Below are 14,410 nucleotides of genomic sequence, written 5' to 3'. Positions count from 1 at the left end.
ATTTGGAAGGAGAATGGCTAGTTGGAAGAGAAGATTTCTGCTAACAAGGAAGGATCACGAGCGATCGGCAAGTAAATCGCACGAGAGCGAATTTCCAAACCTTCGTCGTGGTCTAGCTCTTTGGTGGTGATGTGACATTCACGGGCTTTTGCAGAGCTGGCGTGCAGCACGTCCGCAGGTGCTCGGAGCATTCCAAATAAGCCTTTGATGCCTACTGGGAAAGAGGCGCCTTTGGTGACCACTTCATCGGCTTCGTCCGCAATGAATTTGATACCACAAATATTGATTTCACTTGGGTCATCCGCGAAAGCCACCACACGTTTGGCGTGGATTTCTTCACTGTAAAACGCTTTGATGCTGTCGTGATTCAAGATTCGTTCAATCATTTCTTGACCAATACGACACTCGACGCCTTGCAGGGTTAAGTGACCGTGCTTTTTGGCATTATCAACCGTTTGTTTACGAAGCGCTTTTAGCAATTTGGGAACATCTGTGCCGGCTGTACCTAGTTTCAAATCCAGCTTGCGCTCTTCTACACCCAGCACTTTGTGAAGATCGATCAGCACTTTGTTTTTCTTGTTTTTCACCTTTCCTTTCAATGCGGAATAGGCGGTAAAAGCAGCCGTGTAGCGATGGTTGTCTTTGTGCTTGCCCATGTGACTTTTGACCAAAGCCGCTAATTCTTGAGCTTTGATTTTTTTATCACGCAAAGAAGCAATGCGTGTTAAATCACTTGGCACAATTCGCGTATCAAACGGATAGCGAATCAAATGCACCGGTACCGCGCTTTCGGCATCGTGTTCGTCGATGTTGGGGTTTTGGCCGATTTCACCTGGCATCAAGACTTGAAGCTGTTGGCCTGACTTCACAATCATGACATTACGATGCTCTACATTTTCCACTGTGAACATGTCCAGCACGGCAGCATCAATGTGAACGGAAGCATTAAAGCCCGCGGTGAGAGCGACGTTTGAAAACGCCTCGTGATCGAATAATTCTCTTTCCATTACTGTGACCCTTCTTTGATAACGATGAATGCTTTTTCAAGCTGTTCGGTGATCAAGGCCTTGATTGGCTCGGTCACCCCTTCTGGCCACGCAATGTAGAGCGTATTGAATACGCAATTGGCCCAGTACACTTTGCCGCCACCCGCATGAATACCGTAGGCATCACTGCCATCGTAGTTTTCATCAGATACGGACAAGGCTTCACCTTCTTTTGTCACGATAGCCCACTCTGGTTGGGAAGCCGCTGCATCGATTTGCTTAATGCACATTTCCCCTTGTTCATGAGCCCAAAGAAGAATCAGCGACTCGGAGACTTTGTTATGAATCTCTTGCATTACGCTTCCTCAATCAGTTGTAGCATGTCGTAGTCTTCATCCTTGGATGACTCCAACCCGCTGGTTAATGAAATGTCTTCGTCCTTTTTAGCGGCGGCTTCCTTTAGCGCTTTTGCTGCCGCTTCTTCACTGGCGTTGTCTTGAATAAGTTGCCCTGCCATTTCTGGTACTCCGGCGGCTTGGGCAAGCTGGTTAATTTTCTGGGCGAGCTCTTTGTGTGAGCTTTCCTGTGATTGCAGCGAGGTTTGTAGCGCTTGGATCTGTTCTTTCATGTCGGCTGTTTCAGCCTCATGAGTGGCTTGAATCTCGGCGACAATTCGCTTGTGCTTTGCGTCTGTCATCATGGCGTGGATTTCTTCCTCTGTTTTGATGTCGTCAATTAAACCGTGAGCCAGTAGGTCACGAGCGGTAAAGGATTTCGCTTGAAGGGCTTGCACCTGAGCCGCTTCGATACCTCGGTTGTGAGCCACTAGCTGAAAGAACGCATCGCCTAGTTGGTTAACCATGGTCTGGTGTCTCGCTCGCTCTTCGTCACTCAATGCCAAATGCGGTGAGCCATCGGCTTTGGCTTCCCCTGTGGTGAAGTAGGTAATGGTTTCTTTGTCGTTGTGAACTTCACGGCGACCAAAGATCACGCCAATGGAACCGGCCATGCTGTGAGGGCTGGCATACAGTTCAGTGCACGCACTGGCCAGTGCGTAGTTGGCTGAGTAAGAACCACCATTGATGAAGCCAATCACTGGTTTGATCGCGCTAATGTCTTTGATTAAGTTCGCCAGATCAAAACAACCACTTGCTTCTCCACCGGGGCCATCAAATTCCACAAAGATGCTCTTCACGGAGTCGTCTTCAACAAGGGCATTGAAGCTTTGGCGCAACGATCGATAAGACAGTACTTGGTTACAATGCGCGTCTAGGCCATTAAAACGGTGTGACGTTGGACCAAAGATGCCGATGTGGCAAAAAGTGTCTTTGTGCGTTTCTTGTTCATTAGAAAAGAACAGCTCTGGATTCAGGTAAAACTGGTTAAGTAAACTGAGATTGGCCTGATGAGCGTCAATCGTCATCATCATCGGAGCGTTCGTCATCAATTGCAGTAGATGGCGCATCTTGTATTCCTCTTGTTTGTTTGGCGTCCTGACTGCGTTTCACCCCATCAAGATGTTTATCCAGCGTTTTACCTCGGCTGTTTGATACTTCTTCCAATGAGGTGATGTCGTTCTGAACTTCGAGCACTAGCGCCTTGGCCGCTTTGAGTGGGTCGATTTCTTCCCATTCTGGCCAAATCCACGTGGGATTCAGGTAGGTGTATGGGTTTTCAAAGTAGTTGGGTAAGCCGTCTGTGTTGGCGAGGTGATAGGCGTCAATAAACCAGCCAAGCACACGATTAAAAGCAGGGCCAAGCATGATGTCTCGTAGCTGGCTAATCAGCCTGCGGTGGTTGATCATGCCCGCTCGAATGCTAGAGTAGTTCACCTGGGTTAGGTCACCTGTGAGCATTTCGTAGGTAATACCCAGTAAACCGGCGATCATGCGGAGCACTTGGTTGTTGTGCTCTTGATAATTTCCCGCGATCTCGGCTGGTGAAGCGGTTTTCACTTCTTTGACGCCATTCAGAAAGGTCACACCGCCTGCGTGATGGACCAATTTGCTTGGGGATTTCTGGCTGTTTGGACCCGCCATCGTTTGGCTCACTTCGGCTTCTTTTAGAGCAAACACTTGTTGCCCTACTCGCTTCATTCGAGATTTGATTTCAACGGTTTGGTTGTCCTGGTATTGCTTGGCGAAGTCAGCCCCTGGGGAAATCCAAGGTTGCGCTGTGCTTTGTGACACATGCACGACGTCACGCAGGTGAATCACGTCTTCTGCGGGGAGCCAGTTCACCGAGTCTTCATCAAAGTCTGGATGGTCTCTTGGCAGTTTATAAAAAGCGTACTTTTTGATTTTACCGTTCTTTGCGTACATGATGCCGCCACGAACATAGCTACTTGACCCAGTTAGCTCTAAATCGATTGCCAAACTAAGTGGACTGACAACTTGAATTTGCAAAGGAATGGGGTGCAAGGTGCGTCGACGAACTAGGAAAGCACTGCCGTCCAGTAGCATGGTCATGACGGCCAATGCCTGTACACCGGCTAAGTTGGTATTGTCATAGAAGTCACAATACAGCTCCCATTCTTGAAAGCGTTTGATAAAAGCTTCGTTGAATAACTCAGGATCAAATACTGGTTTGGCGCCACCACCAATACAGCTTGCCCGAAAGCGAGACGCCCCTACTCGCAATAATGGGTTGTTACGAATGAGGTGATGACTGGCGGTGATCTCTTTTAAAAGATGGCTTTCGCTCTTTTCGTTATCATGCAATTCAGCCCCTTTGAATAAGGGGGATTTGGCAACACTAGAATAGCTCAAAATAGCACCTCGACATCAACGCTTTCCATAAGGGGCGCGGCTTGCAAATCGCTGATCATTTGACGCTCTAAACCACGTAACTCGGACAAGCTCACTTCTGTGTATTGCATAGCCGTGCGACCACCTTGCGGGTTGGTGTACTCCACTCTTACTTTGCGCTTGCCTTGCACTAGGTCGGTGATGGCTTGTTGAACGATTTTGAGATTGTCTTCAGTGGAATAGATCGGCATTAGTAATCTCCATAATCTGACGTTTCGTAGTAGTCGCCATAATCGTTCTCTATCACGTCGTCCGAGGATTTGTGTGCATTAGGGTCAATGAGACCTAGTGGTTCCTGTGGGGAGGCGTGTTTGATTTCGGGGCGCAGAAAGTCCCATAACCACAGTACGTACACGAGTAAATCCCACGGTTCGTTGCGCTTTTGGTCTGGCTTTTTGTCCCATTTCACATTGCTGCCACTGCCTTTTAGTTCCTCGGCGGTGAGCATTTGGAAATACGTTAGATCAAACACATCACTCACGGGAAAGTGAATGTAGTTTTTACCGGGGGCTTCGTTGTTTAGTCGTTCTGCCGCTCGGTTCTTAAGCTGGTGAACATTGAGGCTGCGGTACTCACACTTCACTTCGGGGTGTACTTTAAAGCTGAGTGTGAATTCTGGCTTGAATTTGGTTTTGGCGTTCACTTCACCACGAATAGCGAAGATCCACCCCTGATACGGGGCGCAAAACTCCAGCATAGCCTTCCAAGCATGACCATTACAGTCCATGGCCGCTGCAAACACACCAATGGATTGCCCATCGGATAAGGTGAATTCGGTTTCTAATTCATGAATGAGGCTTTGCTGTGTCGCGGCGTCTTCTGGGTCTCCATGGACTTTGCCATAGTGAACCGCCCACATTTCACCGCGATCTCCAATGGCCCAAAAGTGATAATCAAACCGATCCTTTTGGGTATCGATCGTTGCCAGCACACAGCACGTTTGCTCCGGTAAGCTTTCCATTGGCGAGTAATATTCTCGTCGTTGGTATAAGGCCTCAAAATTATTGAGTTTGTGGATTCGCGCGGCATCAGAATATTCGACACCCACCTTCGTGTTCATGAAGGTCTGCATCTTTCGTGGGTCTTTTTTCGCCTTATCGTATTCAGCGGCAATCGATGGCAAAGAGGTATTGGGGTTGTCGTTGTAAGCCGACCAAATATGAAAGCCTGCGTCTATTTTGCCACGTTCGTTGGTGTCACCTGGTTCGCCACATTTGCAGCACAGTGCGCTGCCGGTTTCATCCCACTTTTCTGGTGTCTGATGAACGCCGCAGCATTCAAATTCACGAGTAGCACGCCATTCACCGGCTTCCACCATATTGAACTTATGATGTTCTTCTATCTTGCCGCTGCAATGAATACAAACGAAATGGGCATTTTTGTAGTTTTTAGGAGAGAATCGAAAGTTCTCTAATTTTAATCTCTGCTTGAAAGCACAATGTGGACATGGCACATACAAATAACGCTGATCGGTTTGCAAAAACTCGCGGGTAATCTTACAAGTGCCTGCTTCCTTTGGTGTGGAGCCAAGTACAATTTTGCGCTGGCCTTCACTTTCAGTTCGAGTGATCGCCAAATCAATTGGGTCACCCTCTTTGTCTACATTGTCGGTCCAACCCGATATCTCGTCCATGAAAAGATACTTGATGGTCACCATCCTAAAGCTACTGGCCGATGTGGCCCAGACTATGGACAAATCACCGCCAAAAAAGCTCTTCTCTGTGGTGGTGTTTTTGCCATACAGCTTAGAAATCACTGGCACACAGTGACTAAACACCTTACCTATCTCTTTCGTCGCAAACTTTTCGGCATCGCCCTGAGTGTTCTGAACAATCATGATGTTGCTAGGGTCATTTGAGACCAGCCATGCCACAGACGTATTGATAAAAATGGCATAACCAACCCGAGCACTCTTAGATAGAACTATTTTTTCAATGAAAGGTGATTCCATTGCAAGCAACCAAGCCTTTTGAAAAGACTTAGGCGGGTAAATCTGAGCATCGGAGTTATAATTTTCCTTGCTCCACGGTATCAGCGGCACCTTCTTCGGCGGGGACGTAATGCTTAGAATATTTTTCGAGAATGTTCTCGATAAGCGACGGTAATTCATCATTTCCAAGCTCATTTAAACTGTCAAAAGCGCCCTCTACGACTTGCTCAATCGATTTCACCTCTTTGGGAGATAGCTTTAAGCGTTTTTGTAACTGGTTTGGTACATCTAAAAGCCGCCTTCTAAACATCGAAAGTGGGCCATTTACCAACTCTAAAAGCGCGTCATAAGGGACTAACTCACCGCTTTCACGACCATTTTGTAAATGGAGTTTTATGGCCGCCTGCTTTTCCTTCTCTTTTTTCCAATCATCAAGGGTTTTGGGTTGATTACTGTTTCTTCTGCTTCCCCCCGTTTTCCTCCCATTATTTGCTCTTAACTGTCGAACAGTTTCTGATAGGTAACTCACATAAGCATGTACCGATTTTTCGATGTCAATTGAGTCTGAATCATCATAAACAACGGCATAACCTTCTTTTTCATGATTGCGAATCGTCTTCACATTCACATCTAAAGCAGCGGCAAGCTGTGCTTTCGTAGCCATAAAGGATTTACCCTCTATTCATAAGAGTTATGGTTAAATGGGAATGGGTAATAGAAGCCATTTTCTGAAAAATTTCTGTGAGGCCGCGCGTCTATGACTCGCAGAAAAAAGGGCCCTGTAGAGAGTACCTTTTCTATATAAATCAATATATTACAATCAACCGAAAAAGCTGACCGATCGATCAGGAATGACCTAAAAAACGGCAAATTTGCACATTTATTGCACATATTAGAGGTGAGCTATTTTGTTAGCATTTTGTGGAATTTTTGACAAAACGAAAAACACTCGAATTTAGACAAAAATCACGATTCGTTGAGAGCTTTTTTTACTTCGTCAACAAGCTTATCATCGAGAGTATTCGTGCTCTTTTTTGTCAGGAATTCGGCCACATGTAAGAACACCGCAATTAACACCTTTTCAGTCACCAATTTAGTGAGCATTGTCTTAAAAATTGCTAATAAAATCGTAGTCATTTTTGCTTCTCCAAATTTAATCCATCCCCATACAACTCAGATGGAAAGTTATTGATAAACTCTTCAACCGTTCCAGCCCCCAGGTAAGTGTTGTAATGATCTTTCCAATATTCCCCTAATGCCGCTATATCATTGGCCTGCGGCATAGACTGAGGTTTACGCCAGTAATGCACACGACACATTGCCACGGCGTATTTCAAATTACTGACTAGCTCAAGAGGGTCAGGCACCCCACTCACCTCATACACGTCATCCGCTTCACCAGACAACAAACCGCGCAAATCACTGATAAGCGCTTGTTTGTAATGGATAAAGTTCACCCAAAGGTCGTGGTGTGTTGCTGGCTCCATCTGGATCAGCCCCAATGCAGGGCCTTTACCAAGCTGCTTCAAGTAGACAGCACGCGATTCCTGCGTGATCGTCCCCATAACCAACTGCTCGGCCGCTAGGCTGTACATGCCTAGGTTAGAAAGCGTTGGCATCACAACGAATTCGCGTAATTGATTCAGATCCAAACTCATGACAAACCTCGCTTAAATCGATCTATGAATAGCTTTATGGCTTCGTCTCCCATCAATCCTGCCACACCCGCCATAAACCCAGTAAGTGGCCCGCCCATATTGAGAGAAGTACACAAAAAATAGGTCAGCATCCCAAGAAAACCGCCAGTGAACACAGCGATAAGCATATGAATTAACGAGAATTTCTTTGCTTTGTATTGAAAGTCGCGAAGATATTTCACAGCACCACCTAGCACTCCGACCACCACGAAAACTGCAGTTTGTATAAGCTCATCGGGCAGGAATTTCATAAAGTGCGTCCAGTCCAGAAACGAAAAAGCCCCGCAAGATGCGAGGCCCAGAAATGACAAAGCCCCGCAACAAGCGAGGCTCTAAATTGTGTTGCCGCCACACACAAGAATGACAGCTTGAATAAACTGTAACGGCTAATTCCTAGGCTCGCAAGCCTCACGCGCGTATTTATCGAATGTCGTTCTCTTCTTATGAAAGCGACATTTAATGGTTAAAGGCTTGTTTTTGTTGGGCTAGAGAGAAGCCCCTTAGCAACTCAATGGCGGCATGTTGGCGGCAAATCACAGATAATTTTTAAAGAAAACGTTTCATTCAGGCACAAAAAAACCACCTGAAGGTGGTTCATGTACGACTAATTTTTATCAAAACTTACGCTTGCCACGTTTATCGTATGGCTCTTGAGCATTGCCAAAGATATCAGAATATCCAATAACAAAATCAATTCTATTTAACTCAGCTAGTATGTGATCCGGAGCCTGAGTAATATTTTCATTTAATACGATTTCCATGAGCACAACGTCACTAGCTGGTCTAAATGCATAACCAGAAGTAAGATATTCACTCGAAAAATCAGATATTTTTAAATCAAGCTCCTGAATAGCAACCTCTAAAGCATGATGACTCTCATTACCCGAAGCCAATTCCCCATCAAGATAAACATCAAAACTGTTAATCATTGCTGGCCCTAAGCCATTATTTTCCAGTGTGGCAGTAAATTTTGGTTGGTCTCTATATGACACAATTGATAAGTGAGGTTTCACAGACATCACCGCGGTTTCTTTTGCATGCTTAGCCGCCTCTTCAGTTGTTTTTCTTGTAAATTCTGCCGTTTCTTTTGCCAGCTTTGCGTCTTTTCGACTTTGAAGCCAAACCAGGAACGCTACAAAAACCCCTACCGCAGCTATGGTTGCCGAAACAACAAAAGTAATGAAATCAAAATTTTCCATCAACCTAATCCTTTGCTTCGAACTTGAATAGTTCTCTATGTTTTGCAAGGTAATAAGCGTGCTTTTCAGTCAGACCACTTATTTTCATTTCAGGGTCAATCCCCAATAATCTAAGCGACGTATCGTCTATTTTATCGCTTTTAAGTAAATGACCATCATTGCTAAACGACACATAGCCTTTATCAAACAGCTTATCGATTGATGGAGACAAAGGTAACCCATTGTAAGCATCTAATCTTTCTTCATTATTAGAGGAATTCCATGGATTGATATGTGAAGCAACTAAAAGTGATGGCATCTTGATATCAGTAACAGGGCAAGTGTTATCCCACAAAGCTAAAACATCTTTACGAAATTGCCCTTGACCAACTCTTGACTTCACAATGGATTCTTTCACGGTCCGATCAACCGACTTTTTAGTCTTTGTTTCCTTTTTTGCGAAAAGATTAGGACTATATTTCTGAGCTTTAAACTCTAAATCAAAAACAGCATCACCAAGCTCCTGGAGAATTATATTTGCAGCACTATCAGGTATTGAGATCATATAGTTCTCAGAAACCTTTTTAACTGAATTTAAAAGCTTAGGAACGCAGTAGTCATTATATAGATCGTAAATGGTATCTCTAAATGAATCGATAGAAACCATATGATCAAGTTCAAGAAGGTCCACATCAATTTTGTAACCATCCATTGGCCATTTAGAAAAAACTGCTGCAGAGGGCTTAATTGACTCATATGCATCCATTTTGGCTATTGCTGTGTAAATTATATTACCTTTCCAATAACAAAAAATGATATCTCCCTTAACCACATTAGGCACAGCTTTCCAGCCAGCCTTAACGGTTTTATTGCCCTTTGAAGTGAAGCTATGCGCTGGCGCCCACAAAAATTCACCTTTAAGCACTTCTTTAAATGTATCTCCTAAATTCACCCAGTAATAAGCCATAGATCCCTCAAAACATAAAAACACATAGTATATACATTAACTTGTAGATCTCCCCAACGCTATGATGACCAGCCAACCAAATCCATCAAACACAAAAAAACCACCCGAAGGTGGCTTAGATTTTACTAATACTTCAATGATGCCCTTTACCAAGACAGTTTGGACACGTAACTGTACGCCGTTTTTCAACCATCCTTGCCCCACTCAAATGATTATCACGTTCGGTATAAACTTCCTCTACCTTTCCAGTCATACCACAATAAGTACAAGGTGTTTTTTTTATGCTTACATTGGATTGCTTGGAACCTTTAGATTTATTAGAATTGCCCATAAAAGAGACAACCAAAATCACAACGACTATAAAAAAGAGAATCTCCACTTCCACCCCTCCTTACACTGCCAATAGCAAAAAACCACCCGAAGGTGGCTTTTAAATCGCATTAAAGACTAAACAATAACTCAACAGGTCTATGATCAGGCTTGCTTTCATCATCTTCACAATATTCTGCATCTCGAAGCAAAATATCCGAAGCCGCTTCACCAACATCCGACGTAACAAACGCAAAATCTAAAATGCTGTTATAGCCTGGAGAGCAACTGGTTTTGATCATATTCACAGGCTTAACCCAACTAAAAACACCATTTTTCGTCATGTAGTCATAACCCGCATCGCGATAATCACTACCAGGGTTAAGATCCCAATCAAAGTTATAATCACCCATAGCGATAATAGGCAAAGAAACACCACTCGCATAAGCATTCAGCTTCTTAGCTTGAGTATGGCGGCCTTCTTCATTTCCCCTTTCCAAATGGTTAACCATAATCTGGAAAATCTTTCCAGAAGACAAATCCTCAAGCGTGGCAACCAAAGGTGGTCGCGAATAACGATGAATTTTCAAACCCAACAACTCATCAGTCGACAACAAACGAAACTTACCGGTATCAATCAAAAGCATCAGAGTATCAGTTGTATCAATAGCGCCATTGGTAGAAATGGCAGTAAATTCATCCCCAACCGCATCCAACAACTCGTCTTCCCAACTGACCGTAACCTCAGACAAAGCCCAAATATCCGCATACCCAATCGTAGTCATATTTTCTACGACAGTATCCACACTGGCCTCACTCTTATAACCACCTTCCACGTTGTAGCCAATAACGCGAATGGCGCCAACATTCTCCTTACTAAACGAAAAAAGGTCGCTTCCCCCACCGCCTGAGCGCTCGCCACCTTGCATACTCTGCGAATTACAGCCAGTAACAAACACCAACAATAAAGCAGTAACAAACGTCTTCATCCTTAAACTCCCATCTTTAAATTAAAAATCATCAGATCGGACCCGTTACGCCTTGAGCCTCAAAATTACCTTATCAATGAAACATGGCTTATTCCAATAAAAATGTACAAAAATCGTACACACTAAACACCACGCGCCACATTGCGCACCACACAAGTCACCACGCCCATTATCTCCAAGCCTGATTCCTCCGTAATGGGAATCGCCTTGTAAGCCTTGTTCTTCGGGCGAAGCAACACATTCGGTTTCAGCTCAAGCGTCTTCACCGTGATTTCACCATGAATGCATGCAATCACAACGTCCCCATGCTTGGCCGTGAGAGACCGGTCAACCACCAACACATCATCATGAAAAATAGCTGCCTCTTTCATAGAATCGCCACTCACTCGTACAAAGAAAGTGGCATTTGGATCGGCAATACACAAATCATTCAAATCCAACGTTTTCTCAACAAAATCTTGCGCCGGTGATGGAAAACCCGCCGACACAGAATCGCCATAAAGCGGGATTCGCACACTATTGGCCGCGATAAACGCTGCCGACTCAGACACACCAAGATAAGTCACACGCATGATTAACACCAAAATACTGTATAAATATACAGCATAATTTTAAGTAGCGGGAATGACCAAGTAAATTTTTGTTACAGTAAAGATTTCCTGCTTTTCGACAGGAAATGAAATGAGGTCAAATAATTTATGCTATCTTGACAACTTGTGTAAGTGACCAGCAACAGGATAAAACAATTACGGCATTTCAAAAGGACAAAGTATGTCGACACTGCAACAGATACAAAGCTTTTTAGATACATTAAGACAATTACCGAAACCAAATACACCAGAGGCCACTATTTTCAGCATCGGTAGTCGTGGATATTATGAAAACCCAACCACAGATATTTTAGCATTTTTCTGCAATAACAATGGCGAACATGGTTTGGGTTCACTAGTGCTAGAGGCTCTTGTCGATATATTGCCAGAGAAACTTCAATCGATTAGCTGCTCATTATCAACACCGCCAGAAAGAGAAGTAATAACATCGTCTAACAAACGTATAGACTTGATTTTTGAAGGTAAAGACTGGGTAATGATAATCGAAAACAAGATTTTTCATGAACAAAATAACCCGTTTGATGACTATCAAAACCATTTCACTAAAAACGAAGAAAAGCGCTTTAAGAATAAAGAAGCTATTTTCATTGTCCTTTCTCCTTCAGGAGCAACACCAACCGACTTCGATAAATGGATCGGTATTAGTTACCCACGTCTTATCGACTCGATCAAGCACAGACTCGCTGAGTATTTTTTTAAGCAACCACTCAATAAGTGGACGGTTCTGCTACGTGAATTTCTATTACATCTGGAGAGTATAATGAGTACTTCCTCTTACCCTGAAGAAAACATTGACTATGTTATAGCCAACTTATCTCGATTTAGAGAAGCTCAACAATTACAAGATCAATCATTAAAAGCATTTCAAGAGCAACTACAAATTCAGTTAAGTACTGAGTTAGGCGTTATAATTAACGTCAAAGCAGACAATTGGGACGGCTCTCCAGTAATGAGGTTTGCTTACCAATCATGGATTTCAAACTCAGATATTGCCCTATCTTTTGGGTCTTCAGAGGATAATGAAAACCGTTACCGTATATCTTGTTATGCCGGTAACATAGTAAATGAAGAAGATCGCAATCATGCAGACAGCATCTTAAATACGAATGATTGTGATATTGCTCCATGGAATGAGCTAAAAAACACTTTTAGATGCTATAGAACGTATCTTGAAGACTTCGATAGAAAAGAAATTCTAAAAAAATTAGTCGAGAAATTAAAGCTCATGGATAGCTTTGAAAAAAGATGACCTAAAAACACAAATAACCAAGGGGCTTTCGCCCCTTGTCCTTCTCTGTTCTAACCCTCCCCGAAGTGCTTTCCTGTGGCGTTTTTGATGCGTTCGATGGTTTGGTCGACCCATGCGGGGTTGGTTTGGATTTTGGCGAGTTGTTGGTAGTTTCGGATGGTTTGGACCATGTCCATGATGTCGGTGGCGGAGACGACGGCGATGCTTTCGATAATGCCTAAAGATTTGGCCACGTCGTTAATGAGTTTGAGTTTTTCGTCGTCTTGGATGGGATTGGGTAGGCTTTGTTGGGTGGGTTCTGGCGGTTGTTCTGTTTGGGATTGGTCGAAGGCGCGGATGACTTCTAGGTTGAACTTCGGGCTGATCCACATGGCGTAAGCGTATACCAGTTCTTTGCAGACATAGGTACCGCCATTTCTCCCCTGAGTTTTCTTTATTACTAAACTATGCGAATTAGCATAGTTTTCAATTTCATCTATTAACTCTCGGGTTTGATTATTTCTAAGAAACTGTGCTGGCAAATGTCGTCTTTCACTTCCAGCCGCTTTATGAAGATCATTAAGGGAATACAATCCGTCGAGTGTACGGATGTCTTTTGAAGCAATCATTAAGTGAGCCATCTATGGCCTCCTGTTGTCATCATTGACCACCATAACAAAGGTCTCAATCTCAATTAAGGTGGTGGATCTAAGTTCAGGTTGAGACTACCGCCAACAGGTAACGGCCAGCACGAATGCTGCCCAAACAAAGACCCACCATAACAGGCGAATCTCGGCCACAAAAAAACACGCGGAGCGTGTTCTAGGCCGCTGTTGTAAAACGGGGTCTCAATCCCGACACTGGATTTTGCCAGTGCAGGGAAATAGTAGATCAGGATTTAGGAGGGGTCAATCTCTCGATAAATTTAAATAAATTAATCTTAATTATTGACGGCTATGTCAATAGAATCTAAGATACAAATTATACAAAATTTTGTATAATTTGTATCTTATGACTAGTAGGTTACCACTATGGAAAAATTACATTACTCCAACATATTCGAAGCCATTGTAGATGATCCAGCAGAAGCTGCTGACCTTGAGTTCCGTGCAGACATGGTGCTAGTGCTCAGAAATTATTTCAAAGCTCAAGAATGGACCACGGCTGATATTATGGAAGCACTTGATATACCACAACCAAGAGTCAGTGAGCTTACCAGTGGGAAGGTATCTAAATTTTCGGCAGACAAGCTGATTCGATTTTTGGCTAAAGTTGGCTACCAAATCAAGCCTTCCATGAAAATCAAGAAAGATAAAACTGTTACATTCAAATGCACAACCAAAGAATTAAGCGCTGCATAAGTAGCGCTTAATTAATTAACTTGTAGCGCTCTTTGGCAGTCTTCATAGCTTTCTTATCCACTCCATTAGTCGTTTTCGAGAAGGAGTGTAATATGTATACTGTATCGTTATATTTCGCACAGTAGATAGATCTAAATGCTGGACTGCCATTTATTTTTAGCTCTATCGCGCCTTTACCAACACTTTTACCTATGTGCTCAAAATCGGTAAGCGGATCCTCTCCTTGTTGAACTGCATTGATACTGGCACCAAATTCCACCTGAATTTCTTTAGGTAACTTTTTGAACTCTTTTTTTGCTGCTTCGTTAATGAATTTAAAAGATTTCAATCCTCTGACCTCACACAAT

17 protein-coding genes are annotated in these 14,410 nt (G+C 43.6%); 2 read left to right on the top strand and 15 right to left on the bottom strand.

The window, feature by feature from the left end; translation table 11 throughout:
* Positions 1-17 precede the first annotated feature (17 nt).
* The 13 genes from DFP76_RS10435 to umuD all read right to left on the bottom strand — a co-directional run bounded on the left by DFP76_RS10435 (position 18) and on the right by umuD (position 11,435).
* A complete protein-coding gene (locus DFP76_RS10435; RefSeq protein ID WP_113874587.1) occupies positions 18-1,007 on the bottom strand; it encodes a major capsid protein in 990 nt (329 codons plus the stop codon).
* On the bottom strand, positions 1,007-1,342 hold the full coding sequence (locus DFP76_RS10430) for a hypothetical protein (protein WP_113874586.1): 336 nt from the start codon (positions 1,340-1,342) through the stop codon (positions 1,007-1,009). The genes DFP76_RS10435 and DFP76_RS10430 overlap by 1 nt, the downstream gene beginning before the upstream one ends.
* Positions 1,342-2,451 carry a S49 family peptidase gene (locus tag DFP76_RS10425; RefSeq protein WP_113874585.1) on the bottom strand — a complete coding sequence of 370 codons (1,110 nt, stop codon included), beginning with the start codon at positions 2,449-2,451 and terminating at the stop codon, positions 1,342-1,344. The genes DFP76_RS10430 and DFP76_RS10425 overlap by 1 nt, the downstream gene beginning before the upstream one ends.
* Positions 2,399-3,754 carry a phage portal protein gene (locus DFP76_RS10420; protein WP_181799835.1) on the bottom strand — a complete coding sequence of 452 codons (1,356 nt, stop codon included), beginning with the start codon at positions 3,752-3,754 and terminating at the stop codon, positions 2,399-2,401. Before DFP76_RS10420 ends, DFP76_RS10425 begins: the two co-directional genes overlap by 53 nt.
* Positions 3,751-3,984: a gpW family head-tail joining protein gene (gene gpW / locus DFP76_RS10415; protein WP_113874583.1), complete on the bottom strand. Its 234-nt coding sequence runs from the start codon at positions 3,982-3,984 to the stop codon at positions 3,751-3,753. The genes DFP76_RS10420 and gpW overlap by 4 nt, the downstream gene beginning before the upstream one ends.
* Positions 3,984-5,744 (bottom strand): terminase gpA endonuclease subunit, encoded by a 1,761-nt coding sequence (locus DFP76_RS10410; RefSeq protein WP_181799834.1) that lies wholly within the window; start codon positions 5,742-5,744, stop codon positions 3,984-3,986. Before DFP76_RS10410 ends, gpW begins: the two co-directional genes overlap by 1 nt.
* Before the next feature lie 55 nt (positions 5,745-5,799).
* Positions 5,800-6,387, bottom strand: a complete 588-nt coding sequence (locus DFP76_RS18045) for a terminase small subunit (protein ID WP_147084196.1) — start codon at positions 6,385-6,387, stop codon at positions 5,800-5,802.
* A gap of 469 nt (positions 6,388-6,856) precedes the next feature.
* Complete coding sequence (locus tag DFP76_RS10405; RefSeq protein ID WP_113874581.1) at positions 6,857-7,381, bottom strand: hypothetical protein; 525 nt, start codon at positions 7,379-7,381, stop codon at positions 6,857-6,859.
* Complete coding sequence (locus DFP76_RS10400) at positions 7,378-7,671, bottom strand: phage holin family protein (protein WP_113874580.1); 294 nt, start codon at positions 7,669-7,671, stop codon at positions 7,378-7,380. Before DFP76_RS10400 ends, DFP76_RS10405 begins: the two co-directional genes overlap by 4 nt.
* Positions 7,672-8,034: 363 nt before the next feature.
* On the bottom strand, positions 8,035-8,619 hold the full coding sequence (locus tag DFP76_RS10395) for a hypothetical protein (protein WP_113874579.1): 585 nt from the start codon (positions 8,617-8,619) through the stop codon (positions 8,035-8,037).
* A 4-nt stretch (positions 8,620-8,623) separates the two neighbouring features.
* Positions 8,624-9,565 (bottom strand): HNH endonuclease, encoded by a 942-nt coding sequence (locus DFP76_RS10390; protein WP_113874578.1) that lies wholly within the window; start codon positions 9,563-9,565, stop codon positions 8,624-8,626.
* Between the two features lie 440 nt (positions 9,566-10,005).
* The gene (locus tag DFP76_RS10385; protein ID WP_113874577.1) at positions 10,006-10,863 is read right to left on the bottom strand and encodes an endonuclease/exonuclease/phosphatase family protein; all 858 of its coding nucleotides are present in this window, start codon (positions 10,861-10,863) and stop codon (positions 10,006-10,008) included.
* A 122-nt stretch (positions 10,864-10,985) separates the two neighbouring features.
* A complete protein-coding gene (gene umuD / locus DFP76_RS10380) occupies positions 10,986-11,435 on the bottom strand; it encodes a translesion error-prone DNA polymerase V autoproteolytic subunit (RefSeq protein WP_113874576.1) in 450 nt (149 codons plus the stop codon).
* Positions 11,436-11,634: 199 nt separating this feature from the next.
* Between umuD and DFP76_RS10375 the strand changes: the two genes are divergently transcribed.
* Positions 11,635-12,723, top strand: a complete 1,089-nt coding sequence (locus DFP76_RS10375; RefSeq protein WP_113874575.1) for a PDDEXK-like family protein — start codon at positions 11,635-11,637, stop codon at positions 12,721-12,723.
* Positions 12,724-12,773: 50 nt separating this feature from the next.
* Here DFP76_RS10375 and DFP76_RS10370 read toward each other — a convergent pair whose 3' ends face one another.
* Positions 12,774-13,343, bottom strand: a complete 570-nt coding sequence (locus DFP76_RS10370; RefSeq protein WP_113874574.1) for a KilA-N domain-containing protein — start codon at positions 13,341-13,343, stop codon at positions 12,774-12,776.
* A gap of 390 nt (positions 13,344-13,733) precedes the next feature.
* Here DFP76_RS10370 and DFP76_RS10365 point away from each other — a divergent pair, with 390 nt between their 5' ends.
* Positions 13,734-14,063 (top strand): helix-turn-helix domain-containing protein, encoded by a 330-nt coding sequence (locus DFP76_RS10365; protein WP_113874573.1) that lies wholly within the window; start codon positions 13,734-13,736, stop codon positions 14,061-14,063.
* 7 nt (positions 14,064-14,070) lie between these two features.
* Here the strand turns inward: DFP76_RS10365 and DFP76_RS10360 are convergent, their stop codons facing one another.
* Complete coding sequence (locus DFP76_RS10360) at positions 14,071-14,391, bottom strand: type II toxin-antitoxin system RelE/ParE family toxin (RefSeq protein ID WP_113874858.1); 321 nt, start codon at positions 14,389-14,391, stop codon at positions 14,071-14,073.
* Positions 14,392-14,410 lie beyond the last annotated feature (19 nt).

This window comes from Marinomonas aquiplantarum (assembly GCF_003314975.1).
Taxonomy (GTDB): Bacteria; Pseudomonadota; Gammaproteobacteria; order Pseudomonadales; family Marinomonadaceae; genus Marinomonas; species Marinomonas aquiplantarum.
This window is presented reverse-complemented; position numbering and strand designations above follow the sequence as displayed.